The 24,142-nt window shown below is 33.4% G+C and carries 18 protein-coding genes; 13 read left to right on the forward strand and 5 right to left on the reverse strand.

The window, feature by feature from the left end; translation table 11 throughout:
- Nucleotides 1-2 precede the first annotated feature (2 nt).
- Complete coding sequence (locus ABD077_RS11150) at nt 3-2,378, reverse strand: TonB-dependent receptor domain-containing protein (RefSeq protein WP_343912385.1); 2,376 nt, start codon at nt 2,376-2,378, stop codon at nt 3-5.
- A 203-nt stretch (nt 2,379-2,581) separates the two neighbouring features.
- On the opposite strand from ABD077_RS11150, the gene ABD077_RS11155 reads away from it, so the two are divergent.
- Together ABD077_RS11155 and ABD077_RS11160 are read left to right on the forward strand one after the other, a co-directional pair.
- Nucleotides 2,582-3,592, forward strand: coding sequence for a sensor histidine kinase (locus ABD077_RS11155; protein WP_343912386.1), 1,011 nt, complete (start codon nt 2,582-2,584; stop codon nt 3,590-3,592).
- 3 nt (nt 3,593-3,595) lie between these two features.
- Nucleotides 3,596-4,294 (forward strand): LytR/AlgR family response regulator transcription factor, encoded by a 699-nt coding sequence (locus tag ABD077_RS11160; protein ID WP_343912387.1) that lies wholly within the window; start codon nt 3,596-3,598, stop codon nt 4,292-4,294.
- 30 nt (nt 4,295-4,324) lie between these two features.
- Here the strand turns inward: ABD077_RS11160 and ABD077_RS11165 are convergent, their stop codons facing one another.
- Nucleotides 4,325-4,687: a DUF779 domain-containing protein gene (locus ABD077_RS11165; RefSeq protein ID WP_343912388.1), complete on the reverse strand. Its 363-nt coding sequence runs from the start codon at nt 4,685-4,687 to the stop codon at nt 4,325-4,327.
- Nucleotide 4,688: 1 nt separating this feature from the next.
- Nucleotides 4,689-6,212: an aldehyde dehydrogenase family protein gene (locus ABD077_RS11170; protein WP_343912389.1), complete on the reverse strand. Its 1,524-nt coding sequence runs from the start codon at nt 6,210-6,212 to the stop codon at nt 4,689-4,691.
- A gap of 187 nt (nt 6,213-6,399) precedes the next feature.
- Here ABD077_RS11170 and ABD077_RS11175 point away from each other — a divergent pair, with 187 nt between their 5' ends.
- From ABD077_RS11175 to ABD077_RS11195, 5 genes are all read left to right on the forward strand, one after another.
- On the forward strand, nt 6,400-7,302 hold the full coding sequence (locus tag ABD077_RS11175; protein WP_343912390.1) for an AraC family transcriptional regulator: 903 nt from the start codon (nt 6,400-6,402) through the stop codon (nt 7,300-7,302).
- Between the two features lie 178 nt (nt 7,303-7,480).
- Complete coding sequence (gene ggt / locus ABD077_RS11180) at nt 7,481-9,184, forward strand: gamma-glutamyltransferase (RefSeq protein ID WP_425545860.1); 1,704 nt, start codon at nt 7,481-7,483, stop codon at nt 9,182-9,184.
- 149 nt (nt 9,185-9,333) lie between these two features.
- On the forward strand, nt 9,334-12,567 hold the full coding sequence (locus tag ABD077_RS11185; RefSeq protein ID WP_343912392.1) for a WD40/YVTN/BNR-like repeat-containing protein: 3,234 nt from the start codon (nt 9,334-9,336) through the stop codon (nt 12,565-12,567).
- 334 nt (nt 12,568-12,901) lie between these two features.
- The gene (locus tag ABD077_RS11190) at nt 12,902-14,530 is read left to right on the forward strand and encodes a lytic polysaccharide monooxygenase (RefSeq protein WP_343912393.1); all 1,629 of its coding nucleotides are present in this window, start codon (nt 12,902-12,904) and stop codon (nt 14,528-14,530) included.
- 209 nt (nt 14,531-14,739) lie between these two features.
- Nucleotides 14,740-15,609: a dienelactone hydrolase family protein gene (locus tag ABD077_RS11195; protein WP_343912394.1), complete on the forward strand. Its 870-nt coding sequence runs from the start codon at nt 14,740-14,742 to the stop codon at nt 15,607-15,609.
- A gap of 77 nt (nt 15,610-15,686) precedes the next feature.
- Here the strand turns inward: ABD077_RS11195 and ABD077_RS11200 are convergent, their stop codons facing one another.
- Together ABD077_RS11200 and ABD077_RS11205 are read right to left on the reverse strand one after the other, a co-directional pair.
- A complete protein-coding gene (locus tag ABD077_RS11200) occupies nt 15,687-17,018 on the reverse strand; it encodes an alkaline phosphatase D family protein (protein WP_343912395.1) in 1,332 nt (443 codons plus the stop codon).
- A 185-nt stretch (nt 17,019-17,203) separates the two neighbouring features.
- Complete coding sequence (locus ABD077_RS11205) at nt 17,204-17,947, reverse strand: arylesterase (protein WP_425545861.1); 744 nt, start codon at nt 17,945-17,947, stop codon at nt 17,204-17,206.
- Nucleotides 17,948-17,962: 15 nt separating this feature from the next.
- Here ABD077_RS11205 and ABD077_RS11210 point away from each other — a divergent pair, with 15 nt between their 5' ends.
- Genes ABD077_RS11210 through ABD077_RS11235 form a run of 6 tightly spaced genes read left to right on the forward strand, consistent with a single transcriptional unit; the run spans nt 17,963 to nt 24,125 of the window.
- Nucleotides 17,963-18,649: an ABC transporter ATP-binding protein gene (locus tag ABD077_RS11210; RefSeq protein ID WP_343912397.1), complete on the forward strand. Its 687-nt coding sequence runs from the start codon at nt 17,963-17,965 to the stop codon at nt 18,647-18,649.
- Nucleotides 18,649-21,192, forward strand: a complete 2,544-nt coding sequence (locus ABD077_RS11215; protein ID WP_343912398.1) for an ABC transporter permease — start codon at nt 18,649-18,651, stop codon at nt 21,190-21,192. The genes ABD077_RS11210 and ABD077_RS11215 overlap by 1 nt, the downstream gene beginning before the upstream one ends.
- 26 nt (nt 21,193-21,218) lie before the next feature.
- Nucleotides 21,219-21,815 (forward strand): hypothetical protein, encoded by a 597-nt coding sequence (locus ABD077_RS11220; RefSeq protein ID WP_343912399.1) that lies wholly within the window; start codon nt 21,219-21,221, stop codon nt 21,813-21,815.
- Between the two features lie 47 nt (nt 21,816-21,862).
- A complete protein-coding gene (locus tag ABD077_RS11225) occupies nt 21,863-22,708 on the forward strand; it encodes a hypothetical protein (RefSeq protein ID WP_343912400.1) in 846 nt (281 codons plus the stop codon).
- Between the two features lie 31 nt (nt 22,709-22,739).
- Entirely contained in the window at nt 22,740-23,456 is a 717-nt protein-coding gene (locus ABD077_RS11230) for a hypothetical protein (RefSeq protein ID WP_343912401.1), read from the forward strand.
- A 27-nt stretch (nt 23,457-23,483) separates the two neighbouring features.
- Nucleotides 23,484-24,125 carry an Imm19 family immunity protein gene (locus ABD077_RS11235; RefSeq protein WP_343912402.1) on the forward strand — a complete coding sequence of 214 codons (642 nt, stop codon included), beginning with the start codon at nt 23,484-23,486 and terminating at the stop codon, nt 24,123-24,125.
- Nucleotides 24,126-24,142: the final 17 nt, after the last annotated feature.

The raw sequence follows: 24,142 nt of genomic DNA on the forward strand, positions 1-24,142 counted from the left end.
TATTATCTTCTTCTACCAGAATAGGTTACAGCTTCTCCTTTTCCAAATGCATAACTCAATCCGAAAGTAAAAAAGCGTCCTCTTCTTCCAAAGTTATAGGTTTCAAAAGTAGGTTGGTTTACGAAACGCTCCTGAATTCTGGAAGCAAACACATCTCGTATACCAAGATTAGCCACTATTTTCCCTTTTAGTATTTTTTTACGTATTCCTATATCCAGAAAAGCAAATCCACTTTGTTTTCCTTGTACGGTTTCAAAACTAGATCTATAATTTCCATTAAGCTCAACATCAATATCTGCAGGAAATCCAATTTTTGATCCTAATCGAGTAGACCACTGATTTCCTGTAAAATCAAATACTTGTCCTTCAAAAGACCCTTTACGATCAAAATAATTAAAATTGAAATCACCTGTAAAAGTTAACCATTTAGTAGGACTATATTTTCCATTAGTTTCGAAGCCAATAGTTGAATTTGTACCAATGTTTTCGGGTGTAGTAAAATTTACATTGTCGATAAAAGTAGATACAGTTTCTACCACATCTGTAGTATAACGATGGTACAAGCTAGAACTCATACTAGCTTTACCGATTTTATAAATACTCGTTAATTCGTATGAATTGGTAAATTCTGGTTGTAGGTCAGGGTTACCGGTTCTGATATTAAAATTGTTTCTAATATTAAAGAAAGGATTTAAGTCTCTTAGACGTGGTCTAAAGATTCGTTTGGAATACCCTGCTTGTAATGAAAACTTTTCACTAAACGTATAGGAAGTATGAAAACTAGGAAAGAAATTTGTGAAGTTTTGTGAATTACTTTCGTTGGTATTCGCTAATAAGGTTCCTATATCTGTATTTTCTGCTCGTAAACCAGCTTTTACACCCCAGTTTTCATTTTCGTAAGCTCCAGTAGCATAAATCCCCACCACCTTTTGAACCCATTCAAAATCATTGGTTAAGCTTTCATTTATGACATAAGTTCCATCAATTAAGTCTTCTACTTCAAAATCATTCCCTACATCATTTATAACATATTGTACACCAGCTTCAACGGTATATTCCTTGCTTAATGGATTGGTATAGTCTGCTTTGAATGTGAAATCAGCTTGTTGGAAATTAGTAGAAGTTCGTTGATCACTATCTACATCCAAACCTTCGAGCGTAGTATCTACAAATAGCGAAGATTGATCTTTTCCAAAGAAACTTCCTAGAGCACTTAATTGAAAAGTATGGTCTTTATGGCTTTTAAACTGTTTTTTCCAATTAAATTCATATTGCCACTTGGGGTTTGTGGCTTCTGTATCTTCATTTCGTATCCAGCGAGATACTAAATCATTATTGGTATCAAAAAAGCTAAAATTGGTTTCCGATGGTTGATCTTCTATTTCATAGGCCAAATTTCCAGATAAGGTAAGAACGTTGTACTTATTTACATGATAATCCGTTCCTAGTGTAACATTAAAAAAGGTTTCATTTCTAAAATTTTCTCCATCACTAAATATTACTTCATTATTTTCTAAATTTCTATTAATAGCTTCATTTTCTCTTGGTAACGAACGATAACCAGCGCCTATTTGAGTAAACAAATTAAACTTTTCTGTTCTACGATTTAGACTAACACCTACATTATGATTATCGGGAATACCCGTATTAAGGGATATTGAACCATTCCATCCTTTTTTCTCTTCTTTCTTTAAAATAATATTTAAAATTCCCGATGTACCGGAAGCTTCGTATTTAGCGGAAGGATTGGTAATTACCTCAATACTTTGAATCATATCTGCAGTAATAGTTCCCAAGGCATTACTAGATTCATCAGCTAACACTGAGGGTTTGCCATTAATAAGTATTTGAACTCCGCCACTACCACGCAGACTAATTTCTCCTTCAATGTTCACATTAACAGAAGGTACATTATTAAGAACTTCCAACGCACTTGCTCCAGCAGTACTTAGATCTTTCCCAACGTTAAAAACACGTTTATCCAGTTTAAATTCAGTTTTAGAAACTTCACCTCTTACCACAACTTCATCTAACATTTGACTATCTTGATAAAGCTTTATAGTGCCAAAATCTACTTTATTTTGTGATATGGTATAATTTTTTACTTGTAACGTTTTAAAACCAATAAAACTAATCTCCAAGTAAAAATCGTTTTCTACAGTTTTTAAGTCAAAATAACCATCATCATTCGTTATTGCGCCTGCAATGGTTGATTTAGTGCTCTTAGAGTTTAAAACAACGGTGGCGTATGGAATGGGCTGTCCAGTTTCTGCTTCTACTAGTAAGCCAGTAATTTGAATTTCACCATTTTGAGACCAGATAACACCTGTATATAACATTAGAATAAGAACAAACCTCAATTTTACTTCTGATAACATTGCGCTTTTTTTTATCAAAGGAAAGCAGAAGTTACAATGAATAAAAATCAATTTGGATAAACAACTATTATAAGCCTGTAAACGACAGAATATTCATTTATCCGCTAGGAATTGTTGTTTGCAGTATATTTTAAGTGGATTAGAGTAGTAGTTCTTATGTTAGGAATACAAAAGACTATCTTTGTTAGATAGTAAATGACACTATGAAAAGTACATTTTTGAATAAAGAAGTTTGGTTTCAGTTAATACTACACGTTGTTGTATTTACTTTTTACTCTTTTGACAGACGTAATCCAGAAATTCAATTTTATCAGTATGTCTTTTTCCTAAATTTTGTGATCGCTGGTTTGATCATAAATTATATATTACTTCCAAAGTTTTTATATCCAGGCGCTTATTTAAAATTTGCTTTCTATGTTTCTTTAGTTGTGGCCAGTGTTATTTTTATAGAAGAGGAGATTTTGGAAAAAATATATTTTCCAGATACAAGAGGAACTAGATTTTTAGGGATAGTTTTCAATCTCATGGGTACACTACCAACCTTATCTATTTTAGCAGGTTTTAAATTTGGATGGGACGCTCTTATTCAACAGAAAGAGGTAAAAGAACTAAGAGATTCTGTTAAAGAAAGTGAGTTGCAATTTTTGAAATCTCAGATCAATCCTCATTTTCTGTTCAATAACTTGAATAATTTATATTCCTATGCTATCGAGAAGTCACCGAGAACACCAGAAATTATCTTAGAACTATCGGGTGTATTACGATATATGTTGTATGAATGTAAGTCTGAATATGTTTCGCTCTCAAAAGAAATAGAGCAATTAGAAAATTTTATTAATCTTGGACGATTACAAATTGAAGGACGAGGAAATGTTAGCTTTACAAAAGAAATAGTGCAATCAAATTTCAGAATTGCACCATTAATATTAGTAGTTTTTGTTGAAAATGCATTTAAACATGGTGGTTCTAGTCAAACGGAGGGTATTGAAATAGATATCAACCTGAATGTAACAGAAAAAGGACTGCTTCATTTTACCTGTACTAATACTTTTAAGTCAGAAAGCAATACAAATAACTTGGATAGTGGTATAGGTTTAGAGAATGTTAAAAAAAGGCTTGTGATTATGTATCCAAAACTTCATACATTGGTGATAAATTCCAATCAAGAAAAGTATAAAGTTGAACTAACTATTGATCTAAAAAACGCTAAATAACAAATGAATTGTATTATCATAGAAGATCAATTACCTGCTCAACGTATCCTTAAAAAATACATTGAAGATATTGGCACTCTAAAATTAGTTGGTGCATTTACCGATGCTATAGAAGCCATGATTCTCATGAAATCACAGAAAATCGATCTTATCTTTTTAGATATTCATTTACCTAAAATCTCTGGAATTGATTTTCTTAAAACCCAAGCTAATCCTCCACAAGTCATATTAACTACCGCTTTTCCTGATTATGCATTAGAAAGTTATGAGTTCGATGTAGTTGACTATTTATTAAAACCATTTTCATTCCAACGGTTTGTTAAAGCAGTAGCTAAGGTAAAATCCAAACATGATCATACATTTTTAGATAATCAAAATTCTCTTACCACAGATATACAGGAATTATATATCAAAGTAGGATTTGATTACGTACGGATTTTGATTGACGAAATTATACACATTATATCAGACGCAGATTATACAGAATTACATACAATTAATAAAAAACACGTTTCTTCAGAAACATTAAAGCACTGGGAAGAACTATTACCTAATACTAAATTTATAAGAGTTCATAAATCTTACATTATCAATACTTCTAAAATTGAAAAGGTATCTGGAAATCAAATCTTTTTATCAAATCATAGCATAATACCTTTAGGTAGAGCTTATAAAGAGAATTTTATAAAAAACATTTTGTAAAAACTACCTTTGGATATATATGCTGAATTTTTAGCTTATAGGACTTAGTACAGCTATTTCCTCTTCGGTAAATATTCTTGATTTTATCACAAATCGAATTCCCAAAGGAATTTCTAAAGAAAAACTCGATCCTCTTCCTTTTACAATATCGACAGTCAATTGTGTATGTTTCCAGTACTCAAATTGATCTTTTGACATATAAAATTCACAATCATGTATCGTTCCTAAATATACATCCGTATCATTAAGCATTAATTCTCCTTTTGGGAAACACATAGGAGAAGAACCATCACAGCAACCACCGCTTTGATGAAACATGAGCGGACCATGTTTTTCTCGCAGAGAATTAATGATCCGCTTCGCTTCTTCTGTTATTAAAACACGTTCAACCATATTAGAAAAACCCTAAAGCATTTTTGTCATGAGAAATGAGCATGTTCTTAGTTTGTCTATAATGATCAAGCATCATTTTATGTGTTTCTCTACCGATTCCAGACTTTTTATAGCCTCCAAATGGAGCGTGTGCTGGATACAAATGATAACAATTTACCCAAACACGTCCCGCTTGTACTTGTCTAGAAATCTGATATGCTTGATGCGTATCTCTAGTCCATACACCAGCACCAAGTCCATACAAGGTATCATTAGCAATTTCTAATGCCTCCGCTTCATCTTTAAAAGTTGTTACACATGCAACTGGTCCAAAGATTTCTTCTTGGAATACGCGCATTTTATTATTTCCTTTTAATAAAGTGGGTTGAATGTAGTAACCACCTTCTAAACCTTCATTATAAGCAGCCTCACCACCAGTAAGTATTTCACAACCTTCGTCTTTACCAATATTTATATAATTTAAGATTTTTTCATATTGATCATTAGACGCTTGTGCACCCATCATAGTGGTAGGATCAAGAGGATGTCCTAATTTTATAGCTTCTACGCGTTCAATGACACGTTCTATAAACTGATCATAAATACTTTCCTGAATTAATATTCTCGAAGGACAGGTACAAACTTCTCCTTGATTTAGAGCAAACATAGCGGCTCCTTCTAAACACTTATCAAAAAATGCGTCATCTGCGTCCATGATACTTTCAAAAAAGATATTTGGACTTTTACCACCCAATTCTAGTGTTACTGGAATAATATTCTTACTAGCATATTGCATGATCAACTGTCCAGTTGTGGTTTCTCCTGTAAAAGCGATTTTATTAATTCTTGAACTTGAAGCTAAAGGCTTACCAGCTTCTATTCCAAAACCATTAACCACATTAAGAACTCCAGGAGGTAGAATACCTTCTATAAGTTCTAGTAAAATCATAATGCCTACCGGAGTTTGCTCTGCTGGTTTCAAAACAACACAGTTACCTGCAGCCAAAGCAGGCGCAACTTTCCAGGTAGCCATAAGTAGTGGGAAATTCCATGGAATTATTTGACCAACTACTCCAAGAGGTTCTTTCACATTCATAGATATTGTAGAAGCATCTAACTCACTTACGGAGCCTTCTTCTGCTCTAATAACTCCGGCGAAATATCTAAAATGATCAACCGCTAATGGTAAATCTGCAGCCATCGTTTCTCGTAATGCTTTTCCATTGTCCCAAGTTTCAGCTCTTGCTAATAATTCCAAATTTTGCTCCATAATATCAGCAATTTTAAGGAGCATATTGCTTCGCTCGGTAGCCGAACTATTATTCCATGAAGGAGCGGCTTCCCATGCTGCATCGATAGCAAGATCGATATCTTCTTTTGTAGATCTAGCTACTTTTGTAAAACTATTGCCATCCACAGGAGAGATGTTTTCAAAATATTCACCTTTAACAGGAGATGTCCATTTACCTCCAATATAATTATCATATTGGTTTTTGAACTGAGGCTTCTTAAAAGCCATTTTTTCGTTAGTACTTACAGTGCCCATAGTAATAAATTAAGATTATTTGTTATGTGTATTCAAGATACTTTGTTCATTGTCAAAATAGTTGAACAATTCTATGAACTATATGAACAATTCTATGAATAAGTAAATTATCATCAGAAAATCATTATCTTTAATATAGTATCATTAGAATTACTATAAAAATCTTGTTAAATCTATAATTTTAGCAATGCAATTGTCTGATTCCTTTTATAAATCTAGAAAGCTAGTAGATCTGGTAGAAAATCAAACCTCATATATTTTAGAAGACTCTGCTATGCATATCTTCGAAACACATTCCAGAGCAGAAATGGTACAACTTCAGTTTACTACTCCTGTTTTGGCAAGTATGTTTAGAGGAAAGAAGGTGATGCATTTACGAGATAAACCTTCTTTTGAGTTCTTGCCGGGTGAATCTTTAATACTACCTGCAAATGAATTGATGAGTATTGACTTTCCAGAAGCTCAGGAAGATAATCCAACTCGGTGCTTAGCTATGGAAATAGGAGAGGAACGATTAAGGAGTGTTATTCGTTTAATGAATGAATGCATGACCAGACCAGATGGAAATGAATGGAATATATTAGATTATAATTTTCACTTCACTAATGATCAAAGTATTTATCAGATATTACAACGTTTAGTGTATTTGTATACTGAAAATCATCCTGCAAAAGATTCTTTTGTTTCCAATATGATCCAGGAATTGATAATTCGAATACTACAGGTTGATACTCGTAAGACCTTTCAAACAAAAACCAAAGAATTGGCAAGCGATTATAGATTGGCTTATGTGGTTCAGTATATTAGAGACAATATTTGTAATCCTCTAACCATAAAAGAGCTAAGTAAGGAAGCTTGTATGAGTGAAAGTCACTTTTATAAAGTGTTCAAACAAGAAATGGGTATCTCACCAACGGATTTTATTAACGAAGAACGTATTCAAAAAGCCACACAGTTACTTGCAAATCCTATGTATAATCTAAAAGAAGTGTTTTTAGCATGTGGATTTACAAACCGTTCTTATTTTAATCGGATGTTTAAAAGAATAAAAGGAATAAATCCCAGTAAATATAGAAATAGATTTGCATAAGTTTTTGTCATTACTTTGTTTTAATGTCTACAAGGCATTATGTTCTATTGGCATGTCTTTATTACATATAATGTGTTTTAAAAAAATCATAAAATTCTCTTACTGAGCTTTTAATCATTGCTTATTTAGTATTTTTCACATCATCATCTATTTACTCTTTAGAATAACACTAAAATTTATGTTTGTGAAAAACTCTCTTTACACGCTTTTCTTACTTTTTTTTGTAACTCAAATTTCAATTGCTCAAGATCGAATTACTGGTGAACCTTTTGCTACGCGGTCCGAAGTATTAGGTCAAAATGGAATGGTTGCTACCAGTCATCCATTAGCAACTCAAATTGGTTTAGATATCCTTAAAAAAGGAGGAAATGCTATTGATGCAGCTATTGCTGCAAATGCTGCTTTGGGACTGATGGAACCTACAGGATGCGGTATTGGTGGTGATTTATTTGCAATTGTTTGGGACGGAAAAACTAAAAAACTATATGGATTAAATGCTAGTGGAAGATCACCAAAAGGATTAACATTAGAATATTTTGAGAAACAAAAGATGAATAAAATTCCATCCCATGGAGCTTTACCAGTAAGTGTTCCAGGAGCTGTGGATGGATGGTTCGAACTACATAATAAATTTGGATCTAAACCAATGTCAGAAATTTTGGCACCTGCAATTAGTTATGCAGAAAGTGGATTTCCCTTAACAGAATTGATAGCTTGGTATCTGCAGAGAAGTATTCCATTCTTTGAATCCAAAGGTTTTCCAAATATAAAAGACACATATATCAATCAAAACGGAGGAAGCCTACCTAACGAAGGTGAAATTTATAAAAATCCATATTTAGCAAATACCTATAGAAAAATTGCTGAAGGTGGTAGAGATGCTTTTTATAAAGGAGACATTGCAAAAACTATTGGTAAGTTCATTAAAGAACAAGGGGGATTTTTATCCGCAAAAGATCTAGCAGATCACAAATCGCAATGGGTAGATCCAGTATCTATAAATTATAGAGGTTATGATGTTTGGGAACTACCACCAAATGGACAAGGTATTGCTGCTCTTCAAATGTTACAGATTTTAAATGGATTTGATTTTTCAGACATAAAATTCGGAAGTACGGAACATCTACATTTATTTACAGAAGCAAAGAAGCTCGCTTTTGAAGATCGTGCAAAGCATTATGCTGATATGGATTTTTACGATGTGCCTGTTTCGCAACTTTTATCGGAAGAGTATGCCAACAAAAGAAGAGCGGAGATTGGCAAACGTGCAGGAAAATATAACGCCGGTGAAATTTCGGCAGGAGAAACAATTTACATGACGGTTGCAGATAAAGATGGGACGATGATTTCACTAATCCAAAGTAACTACAGAGGGATGGGATCTGGAATGGCTCCTCCGAAATTAGGTTTCATGTTACAAGATAGAGGTGAGTTATTTAGTTTGAAACGTGGTCAGGCAAATACTTATGAGCCTGGAAAACGACCTTTTCATACCATTATTCCTGCTTTTGTAACAAAAGATGGAAAACCATTTGTGAGTTTTGGTGTAATGGGAGGAGATTTTCAACCTATGGGGCATACACAAATCGTAATGAATCTTATAGATTTTGGAATGAACTTGCAAGAAGCTGGTGATGCTCCTAGATGGGATCATACTGGTGGAGCAAGCCCAATGGGACAAACTACAGAAAATACAGGAACTATCCGAACAGAATCAGGTATACCATACACTACAATTAGAGGCCTAATGGATAAAGGACATAGAATAGGAACAGCAAGAGGTGTTTATGGAGGATATCAGGCAATTTTATGGGACGACAAGAATAAAGTGTATCACGGTGCTTCAGAAAGTCGGAAAGATGGTCAAGCAGCAGGATATTAACCATTTTTGTTGTATAAATATCTATCACAAACATTCGTTGTTTACACATAAGTCAGATCACACTTGTCAAAAGGTATAAACAAGATATGTTTTAATAATAATATCATCATATACGTATACAAATCAACTTAATATACTAACTCTAAAAAATGAATTCAATCTTAAAACTAGGACTTGTCTGGGTCGTGATGATTTTTACAATCTCACTAGAGGCTCAAAAAGTAAATGACAAAACCTTTAACGGTTTAAAATTTAGAAACATTGGACCCGCTTTTACTTCTGGTAGGATTGCGGATATTGCAATTCACCCTGATAATGAAAATGTATGGTATATAGCTGTTGGTTCTGGTGGTGTCTGGAAAACTACTAATTCTGGTACTACTTGGAAACCAATTTTCGATAAACAAAAATCTTTTTCTATTGGAGCTATTGCTATAGATCCAAATAATCCGCATACTATTTGGGTAGGTACTGGAGAAAATGTAGGAGGACGTCATGTAGCTTTTGGTGATGGTATTTATGTAAGTCATGATGATGGAGCTACTTGGAAAAATATGGGTTTAAAAAAATCAGAACATCTTTCTAAGATTGTAATTCATCCAGAAAACTCGAATATTATATGGGCTGTTTCTCAAGGACCATTATGGACTGCAGGAGGTGAACGTGGAGTATATAAAACTACTGATGGTGGAGTTTCTTGGAAAAGAACATTAGGAGATAGCGAGTGGGTTGGAGCAACAGATTTAGTAATTGATCCAAGAAATCCAGATGTTTTATATGCTGCTACATGGCAAAGACATCGTACAGTTGCTGGATATTTAGGAGGTGGTCCTGGTTCTGGTCTACACAAAAGTACGGATGGAGGCGAAACTTGGACAAAACTAACCAGTGGAATTCCAAGTTCTAATCTTGGTAAAATAGGTTTGGCAATTTCTCCATTTAACCCTGATGTAATTTATGCTGCAATTGAATTAGATAGAAGAAAAGGAGGATTATTTATGTCTACCAATAGAGGAGCATCATGGACAAAACAATCGGATGCTATTTCAGGTGGTACAGGACCTCATTATTATCAAGAATTATATGCGTCACCACATCATGAAGGGAAGTTATTTCTTATGAGTAATTATGTTCAGATTTCTGATGATCATGGAAAAACATTTTATACCATGAACGAGAAAAACAAACATGTAGATAGTCATGCAATGGCATTTAAATCATCAGATCCAAATTACGTGTTATTTGGTACAGATGGAGGTTTATACGAAAGTTTTGATCTTACCAAAAGTTGGAAATTTATTAGAAATCTTCCGATAACTCAATATTTTAAATTAGCGGTTGATGACTCCAAACCATTTTATAAAATTTATGGTGGTACTCAAGACAATGGTTCGCATGGAGGACCTTCACAAACTATGAGTTCTGATGGAATCGCCAATTCAGATTGGTGGAAAACATTAGGAGCGGACGGACACCAATCTGCTATAGAACCGGGTAATCCTAATATCACTTATGGAGAATTTCAACAAGGAGCACTTTGGCGAATTGATCAAACAACCAAAGAAACTGTTTTTATTCAACCGCAACCAGCAGAAGGAGATCCTTTTGAACGTTTTAACTGGGATGCACCAATTTTAGTAAGCCCACATAATCCAAAGCGTTTGTATTTTGCTTCGCAACGCGTATGGCGTTCTGAAAATAGAGGAGATGATTGGACTGCAATTTCAAAGGATTTAACCTTAAACCAAGAGCGTATTACAATTCCGTATTATGGAAAGCAACAAAGCTGGGATAATGCATGGGATATATATGCTATGTCTAACTACAATACAATTACTTCTTTGGCTGAGTCACCTAAACAAGAAGGATTAATTTATGCAGGAACTGATGACGGAATTATTCAAACAACCGAAAATGGTGGTCAAACCTGGAGAAAGTTTAATTTAAATACAGTAAAAGGACTTGGTAATGTACCTTTTGTGAATGATGTACGTGCTGATTTATATGATGCTAATGTAGTATATGCAGCTGTAGACAATCATAAATATGGAGATTATAAACCATACATACTTAAAAGTACAGACAAAGGTAACACTTGGAATCTAATCAACGGAGATTTACCAAATCGTCTATTAATCTGGAGATTGGTACAAGATCATGTTGATAAAAACCTGTTATTCGCTGCGACTGAATATGGAATTTACTTCACCTATAATGGCGGAACAAATTGGATACAATTAAAAGGTGGAGTTCCAACAATATCATTTAGAGATCTTACTATTCAAAGGAGAGAAAATGATCTGGTAGGAGCTTCTTTTGGTAGAGGATTCTTTGTATTAGATGATATTACACCATTACGTAATTTTGATCCTGCTGTGACATCTACCGAAGCTACATTATTTCCGATAAAAGAAGCATTATGGTATAAGCCTTCAAGTAGAGTAGGAAGCCAAGGAGATGCCGAGTATATAGCTCCTAATCCTGCATATGGAGCACGCTTTACGTATTATCTAAAAGATAAATTCAAATCTTTAAAAGATGTTCGAAAAGAAAGAGAGAAGAAGAATACGGATTTTCCTAGTTGGGATGCTTTAGAAAAAGAGAAGAATCAGGAGGGACCAGCCATTATGTTACTTATTAAGGATGCTACAGGAAATTTAATCAATACCGTAAAAGGAACTAATAATAAAGGATTTAATCGTGTTAACTGGAAGTTAGATTACCCTAATAAACGAGGAGAAAGGCTTCGGGAAAGAGGTAATAATAGAGGTTTTGGTAACAGAATTGGTGTTTTGGCAACACCGGGAACATATACAGCAACTTTGGTAAAACGTGTAGATGGAGTTACTATTGTACTACAAGGGCCAAAAGAATTTAAAGTTGTACCAATGTATGACGGTGCTTTACCTCGTAAGTCTTTTGAAGAAATGAACCAATTTAGAGAAGAGGTTTTTGCTTTTCAACAAGATCTGACTGCTACTAATATAGAAATGACAAGTCAAATACAGAAAATTAAAGCGATGAAACGAGCTGCTAACAAGACCAAAGCTTCTAACGATGCATTGTTACAACAAATCAATAAGGTTAGATTACGTCTGTTGGCGATTCAAAAAGAATTGAGTGGTAATCCTGTAAAAGATGAAATTGGAGAAAAATCTAATCCAACTCCAAATGATGCCAATCGTATTGCATTTATGGCTTTGTCTAGTACTTATGGCCCTACAGGAAATCAAAAAGCTGCATTTAATCGTGCGAATAAACAATTACAACAGATAAAAATAAAATTGAAAAATGAAATGGATAATAGCATTCCAACGATAGAAAAAAGTTTAAAACAAGCAGGTGCTCCATGGATCGAAGGTCAAGGGTTAATTGATAATTAATATGATCAAAAAAGATGAAAATTATAAGAAAAACCTAGTCTCATAAAGACTAGGGGATATTCTAAATAAAAAGCAACTCTCATTAATTGTAGAGTTGCTTTTTTATTAAAGTATACTCTAACAAAAGATGTGTTTTAAGGTTATTATCGCTTTTATAGCATTCCGTTTTGTAATACTATTAACAATTTGTTAACAGGAAATGCTATTGTTTTTTTAATTCAACTTTAAAACTTTATTAACTGTAAAAATATTGTTAAAATTGAAGTTTAATCTTGGTTACCCAATTTTAAATTGTCACCAAATCAATTACTTAAGAACTAACACATACTACACAATGAACAATCTTAACAACTCCAATTGTTATTTACAAAAACTTGTAAAGAACCTACAAAAATACTTAACGCCAATACCTTGGCAAAGTATGTTGCTTATTGCAACTTTTTTTGTCCCCTTCCAATCTGTACTTACACATGGTACAGTGACGTATCCTCCAAGTAGAGTATACACTTGTTTTCAGGAAAATCCTGAAAGTCCTGATTCTCCAGCTTGTCAGGATGCTGTTATCGGATGGGGAACGCAAGCATTATATGACTGGAATGAAGTAGCAAGAATGGATGCAGGTGGTATGCATATGGACATTATTATGGATGGAAATTTAGCCAGTGCAGGACGTCCAGATAAATATGGAGGCTTAGATCAGGTACGTGATGATTGGGTAGCGACTTCTGTTACTCCAGGACCATTAACAGTTACCTGGACCAATACAGCTCCTCATGAAACATTATATTACAGAGTTTATATCACTAAAAGTGATTGGAATCCTAATATGCCATTAACGTGGGATAGTTTAGAGCTTTTAGTAGAAACCGGACCCAGACCGGCATCAGAAACAGATAACATTGATATTGTTTTACCTGCGCGAACAGGGAAACATGTTTTATATAGTATTTGGCAGAGATCTCTTACTCCAGAAGCATTCTATTCTACGAGTGACATCGATTTTGGTGCTACTAATGAACCAACACCTCCAGTAGCTATTTTTACAAGTGATAATGGTCGTTGTGGTGGATCTGAAGTTAATTTTAGCGCAGCCGATTCTTATGATCCTAATGGTGATGCATTAACCTATACATGGGATTTTGGGGATGGAACAACTGCAGAAGGTGTAGAAGTATCTCATACTTACAGTGGATTAACGAGTGCAAATGTTACACTTACCGTAAGTGATGGATCTTTCAGTAGTGGTAATACTCAGACTATTGATTTAGTAGAAGATCCGGATTGTGTTGGTGTTATTTGTCCTTTTGATACTCCAAATGCAGAAGCTTTACCAACCTTGATTGGTTCTTATAGAGATATTTTTGTTTTAGGTGAAAATGGACCAGATTTAAGTAATCACAAGTTTGATATCAACTGGAATCTTACAAATGATGGGCTGTATCAGTTTTCTATTCAATCCCTCGGCGCAGTTAGTGTTTGGACGGATTTACGTGATAATTTAACACAAACATTTAAGCAAGATGCTCCAGAAGCAACGTTAAGTGGTACAGGAATTCAAGGCTTTGATGGAGATTATTATGTAACTACAGATGGTGATAATTTTGTGATGGTTTCGAAATCTGGTGACTTTACTATATATTTTAGTACTACGGATACTGCACCTTCTTGTGCTTCGGTATTATCAGTGGATGAGTTTGATACTGGTGCAGTACTATTAAATAATTATCCTAATCCATTTGCGGGTACGACTAATATACAATACATATTACAAGAACAATCATCCGTAAGTTTAAAGGTGTATACACTAAGTGGACAGTTAGTAAAATCAATTAATGAAACTACTAAAACTCCAGGGAAATATGAATTCCAAATTAATTTAGAAGGAATGAGTAATGGAGTATATCTTTACAAATTACAAACAGATAAGGGGGTACAAACGAAACGAATGATTTTACAACAATAGATTCTTATTATAATAAATAGAGATAAAAAGCTGCATTAATAAATGCAGCTTTTTTTATTACTCCGAGGTAATTAAACTATTACTTTCATCTTGATGCACCAAGCCTTTATTTAAGAATATTTTTATCAATAGCTTTGGAATTGTGTTAGTTTTAACTAAGTCTAACGTACTATAATTAGTATATTTAATAAACTAAATAAAACTCACCTATGAAACGTTTTACTATTCTAACATTAACTGTATGTTTATCTTTTGTTTGTCTAATTTCCTGTAAACAACAAGAAAGCTCTAAAACAGAAACTTCAGAAGAATCTGTAACAAAAGTCTCTAAAGAACCTGATTCTAAAACAATACAAGTAAAAGGAGAAGAGGTAACGTATGCTTCTGATTCTACAAATTTAAAAGGGTATATCGCTTTTAATGAAAACAATAAAGAAAAGCGGCCTGGGATATTGGTTATTCATGAATGGTGGGGGCATAATGAATATGTTAGAGAACGTGCTGATATGTTAGCAAGCCTTGGATATACAGCTATTGCTATTGATATGTATGGTGATGGAAAATTAGCAGAACATCCTGATGATGCTGGTAAGTTTGCCGGCAACGTTATGAAAAACTTACCTGAAGCAAAAGCACGTTTTAATGCTGCTATAGATTTATTAAAAAAACATGAATCTGTAGATGGCGAAAAAATTGCAGCGATAGGATATTGTTTTGGTGGTAGTGTTGCATTAACTATGGCTAATAGCGGAGCTGACTTAGATGCCGTAGCAGCTTTTCATAGTGGTGTAAGCCTTCCCATAATGCCTAACGATAAATTAAAAGCAAGAGTATTAGTGTGTAATGGAGCTGATGATCCTTTTATAAAAGAAGAAACTGTAACTGTTTTTAAAAATGCGATGGATTCCATTGGAGCTACTTATGAATACATTTCATATCCTGGTGTAAAACATAGTTTTACCTCTAAAACAGCCGATGAAAATGCAGAAAAATTCAATTTACCACTAGCATATGATGCAGAAGCGGATGAAAAATCCTGGAATAGTTTACAAGAATTATTAACGGAAACGTTTAAATAATTATCTACGAAATAAATAAAGTTTAAACGGATAAATATGTGTGTTATAAAAACATGTTTATCCGTTTTTTATCGTAATTACTTATACTTTAAATCAGTAGCTTTAATTTCTTTTGTCCAGATTTCCTTACCATTAGTATCAAAGATGTTTATCTTTAGCACACGCTCCTTTCTGGGACCAGAAACGTTTAATATTCCAAAGTTATGTTGTCCAACTATTGTTTCTTTTAATCTATAGACATTTAGCTTCTCTTGATTATTATTAGATCCCGCAGTAAGAGAAGAGCAAGTAAGATCATATAATGGATATACATCATTGCTTTCTTTCATACGACTCAAACCAGTATGATGTCGATCTCCATCTAAAAAAATTACACCTTCGATTTTAGCTTCTCGTATTTTTTCTAATAGATATTCTCGCTCTTTGGCAAAGATGGCATAGTTTTCATACATGGCTTCTGAGTTTAAAACCTGTCCACCAACAGCTACGAATTTAAATGGAGCATTACTTGAAGATAGCGCGTTTATCAACCAGTCTATCTGCTCTTTACCTAGCATTTCTCTTTCTCCTGTATAATTATTATTTGAAGTTCTATAGTAGCGATTGTCTAGTAGAAAAAAATGCAAATCCGCCCATTCAAAATAGCCCGTTATTCCACCCTTATTTATGACGTCATAATTTGGATTTCCCCAAAATAGTTTAAATATTTCTGAAGCAGTATTTTTCATTGCAAAGCTTCCATCTGCATTATTGGGGCCGTAATCATGATCATCCCAAATGGCATAATTATGAGTAGAGGCTAATAAGGGCTGTAATTCTGGTAAAGAACGTGTATGTGTATATCGATGTAAAAAACCAGTTCTCGAGTTCCAATCAGCCTCTCTTAAATATGTATTGTCTCCTAACCATAGCATAAAATCCGGTTTCTTATTATGAATAGATTCAAAAATCTCATATTCACTACCATATCCTTTACCCGGTCTATCGAAACGCTCTTCATTTACATAACTACAACTTCCTATGGCAAAATTAACTTCTGGAGGATCTGTTCTCCATTGCCATAAGGTTTGTGATTGGAATTCCAACGGATAGTTTTTTTGCGCCTTTTTCCCGTTCACAAACAGTTCATAAACATATTTTTTACCAGGTAACACCTGATCTGCAATGAGTTTAGCTACAAATGCTTTATCGAATGTTGTAGTATATTTTTGAGTGCTGAAACGTTGTTTTGGTTGTGCTTTGTCATAATATTCGAAATGTACTTCTGCAGCTTTTGTAGTTTGTACCCATAGCAATACTTCGCGCATTGTGGAGTATCCAACCATAGGCCCAGACTGCACTAAGTCTTGTGCAAAAACAACACAATTTGTAATTAAAATGAGCCCTAAGATAATTAGTTTCTTTTTCATAGAATTTTAAACATGTGATTCGAATTTGTAAATATACAAGTAGTTTCACAGTCTATGTTTCTAAAACCTGAAGAAAGTATTATGAATGTATTATTAGAACAAATCTTAATAGTATTTTAACCAAAAAGAAGATCTAAGTAACAAATCTTTTCACTTAAAATAGAGTAAAACATATCGATGTAGAACTATTGCAATACATCCCTCATTATTTCCCAGACATTATCCGCAAGGATCTTTTGTCCTTCAGTGGTTGGGTGAATTCCGTCTGCTTGATTTAACGCTGCTATACCACCTACATCCTTTAGAAGGAAAGGAATAAGAGATAGCTTATTCTTCTTTGCTAATTCAGGAAATATCGTTTTAAACTCTGTGGTGTATTCTGGTCCCATATTAGGAGGAAGTTGCATTCCTGCTAGAATGATCTTAGTCTCAGTATTTTTCTGTTTTACCGCATCAATGATCGCTTGAAGATTTGCTCTAGTTTCTGATAAAGGTACACCACGTAATCCATCATTAGCACCTAATTCTAAAAGAAATATATCCACAGGCTGTTTTAGGACCCAATCAATACGACTTTTGCCTCCAGCACTAGTTTCGCCACTTAATCCCGAATTAATTACGGTATAATTTAATCCCAAAGAATCAATTTTGGCTTGAAGCAAAGCCGGATATGCCTCATTGACATCATCCAAACCATATCCAGCAGTTAAACTATCTCCAAAACATAGAATAGTTTTAGAAGATGTTATTGGATTCTCTGTACTTGTATTTTCAGTACTTTTGGATGTTTCTGTAGGTCTGGTTTTGGAAGTATCCTTGCCACATGAAAGGAAAATACTTATTACTAAAAAATAACAAAACTTTAAGGAAATCGACTTATAGTCGGCGAATAAATCTAAAATCATTTGCTTATTTTTCGTGTTTATCATTTCTAAAAAAATACTATGTCAAAGATATTAAAGATCCATGAGCTAGAGAAGACTTATAATAGCGGTTCTAAAAAACTAACGGTTTTACATAACATATCCTTTGATGTGGAACAAGGAGCTACTTTCTCTATTGTTGGTCCTTCTGGAAGTGGTAAAACTACTTTATTAGGTATTTGTGCTGGTTTGGATCAGCCGGATTCTGGTACTATAGAGTTATGCGGACAAAATTTAGGAGAATTAGACGAGGATCAAAGAGCACAATTACGAAATAAAGAGGTAGGTTTCATATTTCAGAATTTTCAATTATTACCTACCTTAACAGCATTAGAAAATGTAATTGTACCCTTAGAATTACAAGGAGCTAAAAATGCTTCTAAAATAGGTATAGAACTCCTGAAAAAAGTTGGTTTGGGAGATCGTTTTGATCATTATCCATCACAACTTTCGGGAGGTGAACAGCAACGAGTAGCGTTAGCTAGAGCTTTTTCCACATCTCCGTCTATACTATTTGCAGATGAACCTACCGGGAATCTAGATGAAGAAACGGGAGAGAAAGTAATAAAATTACTTTTTGAACTTAATAAAGAAGCTGGTACTACTTTAGTTATTATTTCTCACGATCTAGATTTAGCGAATAGAACTCAACAGATTTTGCGATTAAAAGGAGGAAAGGTCATTAGCAACGAGAAAACAGCATTGTAATGAATAGAGAATCTATATATTCAAAAGCTGGTTCTTTGTGGTTATTCAAAATGGCTTGGAGAGATGGGAGAGCAAGTATTTCTAGGTTATTATTGTTTATGGCTTCTATTATCTTAGGAATTGCTGCAGTGGTATCAATACAATTATTTAGTACTAATTTAAAGCAAAATATTCAAGGGCAATCGAAATCCTTATTAGGAGCTGATTACATCATAGATAGCCGACAACAACCAAATGAAAAAGTAAAAAGTATCATAGATTCATTGGTCCCTGATGCCTATGAAGTTAATTTCCCGTCTATGGCGGCATTTCCTAAAAATGGAGCAGCCAAATTAGTTCGTGTGAGGGGAATGGAAGGTAGTTTTCCATTTTATGGAGATTTAGAAACAACACCAGAAAATGCCGCTAATACCTATCAACAAAAAGGAGGTGTTCTTGTGGATGCTACAGTATTATTACAATATGATCTAAAAGCTGGAGATTCTATTAAATTAGGAGTAATTACATTTCCAATCATTGGAGCAATCAATTCAATGCCAGGTAGTTCTGGAATCGGAACAAGCGTAGCACCAACAGTATTGATTCCTTATAGATTCGTAGAGAAAACAGAATTATTACAGGTAGGAAGCAGAAAAGAATATCAATACTTTTTTGTAGATCCAGACAAAGATCTAGATGAATTGGAAAAAGTTTTAGATCCAATTTTAGATGATGAAAATGCAGATTTAGACACGCATACCAGTAGCAGTAGACAAATCGGTCGTAGCTATGATAATTTAGGTAGATTCCTAAATCTAGCGGCTTTTATTGCATTATTGCTAGGTTGTATTGGTATTGCCAGTTCAGTCCATATCTACATTAAAGAAAAATTAACCGATGTAGCTGTACTAAAATGTATTGGAGCAAGCAGAAAGCAGAGCTTTTTGATTTATTTGATACAAATTGCGATAATGGGATTGATTGGTGGTCTTGTAGGTGCAATAATAGGTATCGGTTTGCAGTATGCATTACCAGAATTACTACAAGAGTTTTTGCCATTTGATATTGAAATTACAACAGCGCCTCAACCGATTATCATGGGATTATTATTGGGAATGTTTATGTCCGTATTATTTGCGCTCTTACCGTTGTTAGGGACATGGTATGTATCACCATTAGAAGTACTGAGAATATCCGAAAAACCAGCTGTACGATCCAGAAAAACAAAAATAGTTGCTTTTGGAGCAATTATTATATTCGTGTTACTTTTTGGAATTTGGATCTTTGGTGACCTTAAATTTGCCGCGGCTTTTGTAATGGGGGTTTTTGTGACCTTTGCTATTCTAGCAGGTATTTCTGTCTTATTTATAAAAACTATTAAGCGTTATTTTCCAGCTTCTTGGGGATTTACAGCCAGAACAAGTCTATTAAATCTTTTCAGACCTAATAATCAAACAATGGTTTTGATTTTAGCGATTGGATTAGGAACTTTTTTAATTAGTACGTTGTATTTTACCAAAGATATTTTATTGGCCAAAACACAATTAGACAATAGTGCAGATCAGGCAAATCTTATTTTGGTAGATATACAACCAGAACAACGTGAAGCAGCCATAAATACTCTGGAAGAGAATAATTCTGAGGTTTTGAATAATCTTTCTATCGTTACGATGCGAATGCAAAAGATTAAAGGAATAGCAACTAATGATATTAGGAAAGATACTACATCCACTATCAGAGAATGGGTTTTGAATCATGAGTTTAGAACTACTTTTCGGGATTCATTGATAGCTTCTGAAACTGTTGTAGAAGGAGAATGGATAAAAGAAATTGAATCAGGTGAAGATGTTATGATATCTATCTCCGAAGGTTTGGCTAAAGATGCACAAATAGGATTAGGTGATAAGGTCGTATTTAATATTCAAGGAGTCCTTATGGAAACGATTGTTGGTAGCATTCGAAAAGTCGATTGGACCCGATTACAACTAAATTTCATGGTTGTTTTTCCAAAAGGAGTCTTAGAACAAGCTCCACAGTTTCACGTATTAACTACATATGTTCCAGACACTAATAAATCCGCTTCATTACAACAACAGTTGGTTAGTAAATTTCCGAATGTGACAGTGTTTGATCTCAGACAAATTTATACAGTGATTGAGGATATTTTACAAAAAATCTCTTGGGTCATTAATTTTATGGCATTTTTTAGTATCCTCACAGGATTGATTGTACTAATTGGATCTGTACGTACCAGTAAATATCAACGTATTAAAGAAAGTGTATTATTACGAACACTTGGTGCTAAAAGTAAACAGATACTTCGTATCACTGCTTTGGAATATCTGTATTTGGGAATATTAGGCAGTTTAGCAGGGATTTTATTATCATTAATTAGTAGTCAATTGTTAGCTACCTTATTGTTTGAAGAACCATTTGTGCCTTCCGGAATTCCGTTTATGGTCTTTTTACCAGCAATCGTATTAGTAGTACTAGCTATTGGATTGAGCAATATAAGAAGTGTACTCCAAAGTCCACCATTAGCAGTATTACGAAAAGTTGGATAATTATATTTTAAAAACCAAAATCTCCTATGAAAACATATCTTTTTTTAATAACTATCCTTCTAAATAGTTTTAACTTGGTTGGCCAAGATAAATTACAAAAGGATATAGATTTTGACGGAGTAGAGGATACCGTCTATATTGATCCTGATAAATCCACGATTGTATGTCTTTTATCCAGTATCCAATTTGAAAAAATAGAAAGTAAACCAATTGACATCTTAAATGAACAATCTTTTATAAAAGATGCAAGAAATGGATTTTACTTCGAAAATCATTGGATGCGTGCTGGATATTCTAACCAATTTAGGTATGACAAAAAAAATGGAAAAATCAGATTGATTGGCATGAGCAGATATGAATTTGGTAATGCTGCGAATGATGGAAGTGGAGAGTCTAGTGTTAATCTATTAACGAGTGATTATATAGGTAATTGGCATTATTATGATATGACAGCCAATAATAATGAAGGAGAACTTGTTAAAATTCCTTCGATAAAAACAAAAATGTACTTTGATAAAATATATCTAGAAGACTTTAATGATGAAGTGTATTTTGGATTCGCGGATCAATGTTCGGAGTTATATTATGCACATAGAGAAAAGATAAAAAAACAACGAGAATAGATATTGTTTGAATTATAATTGATTTACTATAATGCACCAAAGGGAACATGAGTAACTATACACTGCAAATATTAGAATATCAAGTTGTCGATGGTGTGAAAACTAAGGTTAGAGAGTCCCGGTCTAACCTAGGAGATGCTTTATATCTAAATAATTCCTTAAGACTATATGCTACTGGTAGAGAAATTAATCTTCATAATATTCATAGTGATGATCTTTGGGAGCATCCCATCATTTGTCCTGGTATTCCAAACAAAGCTTGGCAATCTAAAAACCGTATTCTTTTAACAACGAATACCGAACATTTTCATGCATGGGGATATTTAGGTCCTGAAATTATCATTGATTTGGATGCAGGTATAATTATAAAAGAAATTAAAGGAAGTGAAGGAAAACCATTGTCCAATGGTATGTTTATTATTGGTTTAGAAGGTTATGGAATCTTCAAGTCATGGCTTTATAATCAGGATGGTGAGAAGGTACAAAAATGGAATAGTTATGGTCATTATGTAGTGGATAAACTTGATAATATTCGAGTAATTGAACAGGATCGGTCTATTCCAACACAATCGCATGTTGTAAAACTTCATATGGATGGATCCATAGAAAAAGGTGCTAAACTAACAACTTACAATGCTTCAGAACCTATTCTTATGCAAAACAATGACATCATTTTCGAAAACTCTGGAATCTTAAGAATTATAGATTCAGATGTAAAAGAAATTACAAGATATCAACTCTTAGATATTGATCATGATAGGGCTTGGTTATTTACCAGTAATATTAAATTAATTGGCAAGAATCATTTATTAGTAAATATTTTCGAAAGAAGTGATGGAAATTCTTCACCAATTACCTATAAAACGCATCAATGGTTGCTAAAACTAAAGTGAATGGAAGAATATCAAAATGGTTTAAATTGAAATGAGTAAAGAATTAGAACTATTACGAATTGAGTTAAATAAGTATCATCCTGAATTACTTCGGTTAGAAAAGAATTCACTTATACCAGATCCAGAACCAATGTTTTCAGAACTTAATCTTTTATTTAAAGATGATGAAAGAAGTTGTGTTGTAATTAGATACGGGTATGAGAAAAAATATCGATGTATTTTCGAATGGGATGATTGTACTATCTTCGAAATACTCAGTGATGATATAAAAAAACTTGGAGAAATTCTTTTAAGTTGGGTATATGAAAAATCTGTACCTTCTAAAATGAAAGTTCAGTTCCCTGAAATAACGTTTGGTATAGTTGCAGAATATTACGAAAAGGGAGAAGGAGTAAAAGGTGAATTTATTGAGAGTTGGAATTTGATCGAAAAATATTACGGTGATTTTTCTGGTAGTTGGAGCGAAAATGGACAGGATGCTTTAAGATTAATTAAAGAAATGAGAAAATTAGGGCTCGATGAAGAACTAAGGGCAGGACAATCTTTATGGTTTTTTATTTTATCAAGATCTAGAAGACATGGCTTACATAAAGACACTCCATATATAGAGATTACGTTTCTTGGTAACAATAAAATGGCCGTAAAATCTTATCTTAATGGTAAAGAAAAGAGAAAACAGTGTGAGGTAACCTACAAAGAATATCTTCAAAAAGAAGTAAAAGAATTATTAGCTAAAAAAATTCAATAAATGAGATTTTTGATATAAACATAGATTATGAGTCATCAAATAGCACTTAATGATATTAGAACAAATACACTCTTTTGGTATTCTTATATAAGTTGGTTCAATGGATTTGATGAGGAAAATGAGATTAATATTGACGAAGCACTAGAGACTACAAGTATACTTGATGATGATATTGATTTACAAGAATGGCAGAATACATTTTTTAACTCTAATACTATTATTAGTGGTAAAATAAATGAAAAAGTGACTTTTTTAATTGAATTTAAAACAGATGAAATTGTTTACTTTTTAAATGATATTTATATTGGAAATCTTGGTGGACATTTTCAAGCTTGGTTTTTAACATTAGATGAACTTACGAAAATAGGAGCAAAGGATTCTATTTTGTTTATGCTCTTACTTCCTATGACAGGCTTGGAAAAACAAGAAATAACTTCTTGTAAAGCACAAATTATTGATAATCTTAAATCAATCCCTAAATTTGAAACGAAAGCGGATTACATAGCTGAATGCATTAGTAATGGAATTACAATTAATGGACACTTTCATACAACTGAAAATGGAGTTATAAACGATCAAAATCATAGTGTAAGAAATATTGATAAATATCCAAGATATCGAAATAGTGTTATTGAGTTAAATGAATATCTGAAATTAATGCTTAGCTAAACATAAACCATCAATTA

It is taken from the genome of Aquimarina litoralis (genome assembly GCF_039523995.1).
GTDB lineage: Bacteria > Bacteroidota > Bacteroidia > Flavobacteriales > Flavobacteriaceae > Aquimarina > Aquimarina litoralis.

What these genes read in the sequence shown, in the direction of transcription:
- ABD077_RS11235 (WP_343912402.1), top strand. Translation starts at nt 23,484, where the DNA reads ATGAGTCATCAAATAGCACTTAATGATATTAGAACAAATACACTCTTT.
- ABD077_RS11170 (WP_343912389.1), bottom strand. Translation starts at nt 6,212, where the DNA reads ATGGGCACTGTAAGTACTAACGAAAAAATGGCTTTTAAGAAGCCTCAG.
- ABD077_RS11190 (WP_343912393.1), top strand. Translation starts at nt 12,902, where the DNA reads ATGAACAATCTTAACAACTCCAATTGTTATTTACAAAAACTTGTAAAG.
- ABD077_RS11185 (WP_343912392.1), top strand. Translation starts at nt 9,334, where the DNA reads ATGAATTCAATCTTAAAACTAGGACTTGTCTGGGTCGTGATGATTTTT.
- ABD077_RS11205 (WP_425545861.1), bottom strand. Translation starts at nt 17,947, where the DNA reads ATGATAAACACGAAAAATAAGCAAATGATTTTAGATTTATTCGCCGAC.
- ABD077_RS11230 (WP_343912401.1), top strand. Translation starts at nt 22,740, where the DNA reads ATGAGTAAAGAATTAGAACTATTACGAATTGAGTTAAATAAGTATCAT.
- ABD077_RS11160 (WP_343912387.1), top strand. Translation starts at nt 3,596, where the DNA reads ATGAATTGTATTATCATAGAAGATCAATTACCTGCTCAACGTATCCTT.
- ABD077_RS11155 (WP_343912386.1), top strand. Translation starts at nt 2,582, where the DNA reads ATGAAAAGTACATTTTTGAATAAAGAAGTTTGGTTTCAGTTAATACTA.
- ABD077_RS11210 (WP_343912397.1), top strand. Translation starts at nt 17,963, where the DNA reads ATGTCAAAGATATTAAAGATCCATGAGCTAGAGAAGACTTATAATAGC.
- ABD077_RS11175 (WP_343912390.1), top strand. Translation starts at nt 6,400, where the DNA reads ATGCAATTGTCTGATTCCTTTTATAAATCTAGAAAGCTAGTAGATCTG.
- ABD077_RS11150 (WP_343912385.1), bottom strand. Translation starts at nt 2,378, where the DNA reads ATGTTATCAGAAGTAAAATTGAGGTTTGTTCTTATTCTAATGTTATAT.
- ABD077_RS11165 (WP_343912388.1), bottom strand. Translation starts at nt 4,687, where the DNA reads ATGGTTGAACGTGTTTTAATAACAGAAGAAGCGAAGCGGATCATTAAT.
- ABD077_RS11200 (WP_343912395.1), bottom strand. Translation starts at nt 17,018, where the DNA reads ATGAAAAAGAAACTAATTATCTTAGGGCTCATTTTAATTACAAATTGT.
- ABD077_RS11215 (WP_343912398.1), top strand. Translation starts at nt 18,649, where the DNA reads ATGAATAGAGAATCTATATATTCAAAAGCTGGTTCTTTGTGGTTATTC.
- ABD077_RS11225 (WP_343912400.1), top strand. Translation starts at nt 21,863, where the DNA reads ATGAGTAACTATACACTGCAAATATTAGAATATCAAGTTGTCGATGGT.
- ABD077_RS11195 (WP_343912394.1), top strand. Translation starts at nt 14,740, where the DNA reads ATGAAACGTTTTACTATTCTAACATTAACTGTATGTTTATCTTTTGTT.
- ABD077_RS11220 (WP_343912399.1), top strand. Translation starts at nt 21,219, where the DNA reads ATGAAAACATATCTTTTTTTAATAACTATCCTTCTAAATAGTTTTAAC.
- ggt (WP_425545860.1), top strand. Translation starts at nt 7,481, where the DNA reads ATGTTTGTGAAAAACTCTCTTTACACGCTTTTCTTACTTTTTTTTGTA.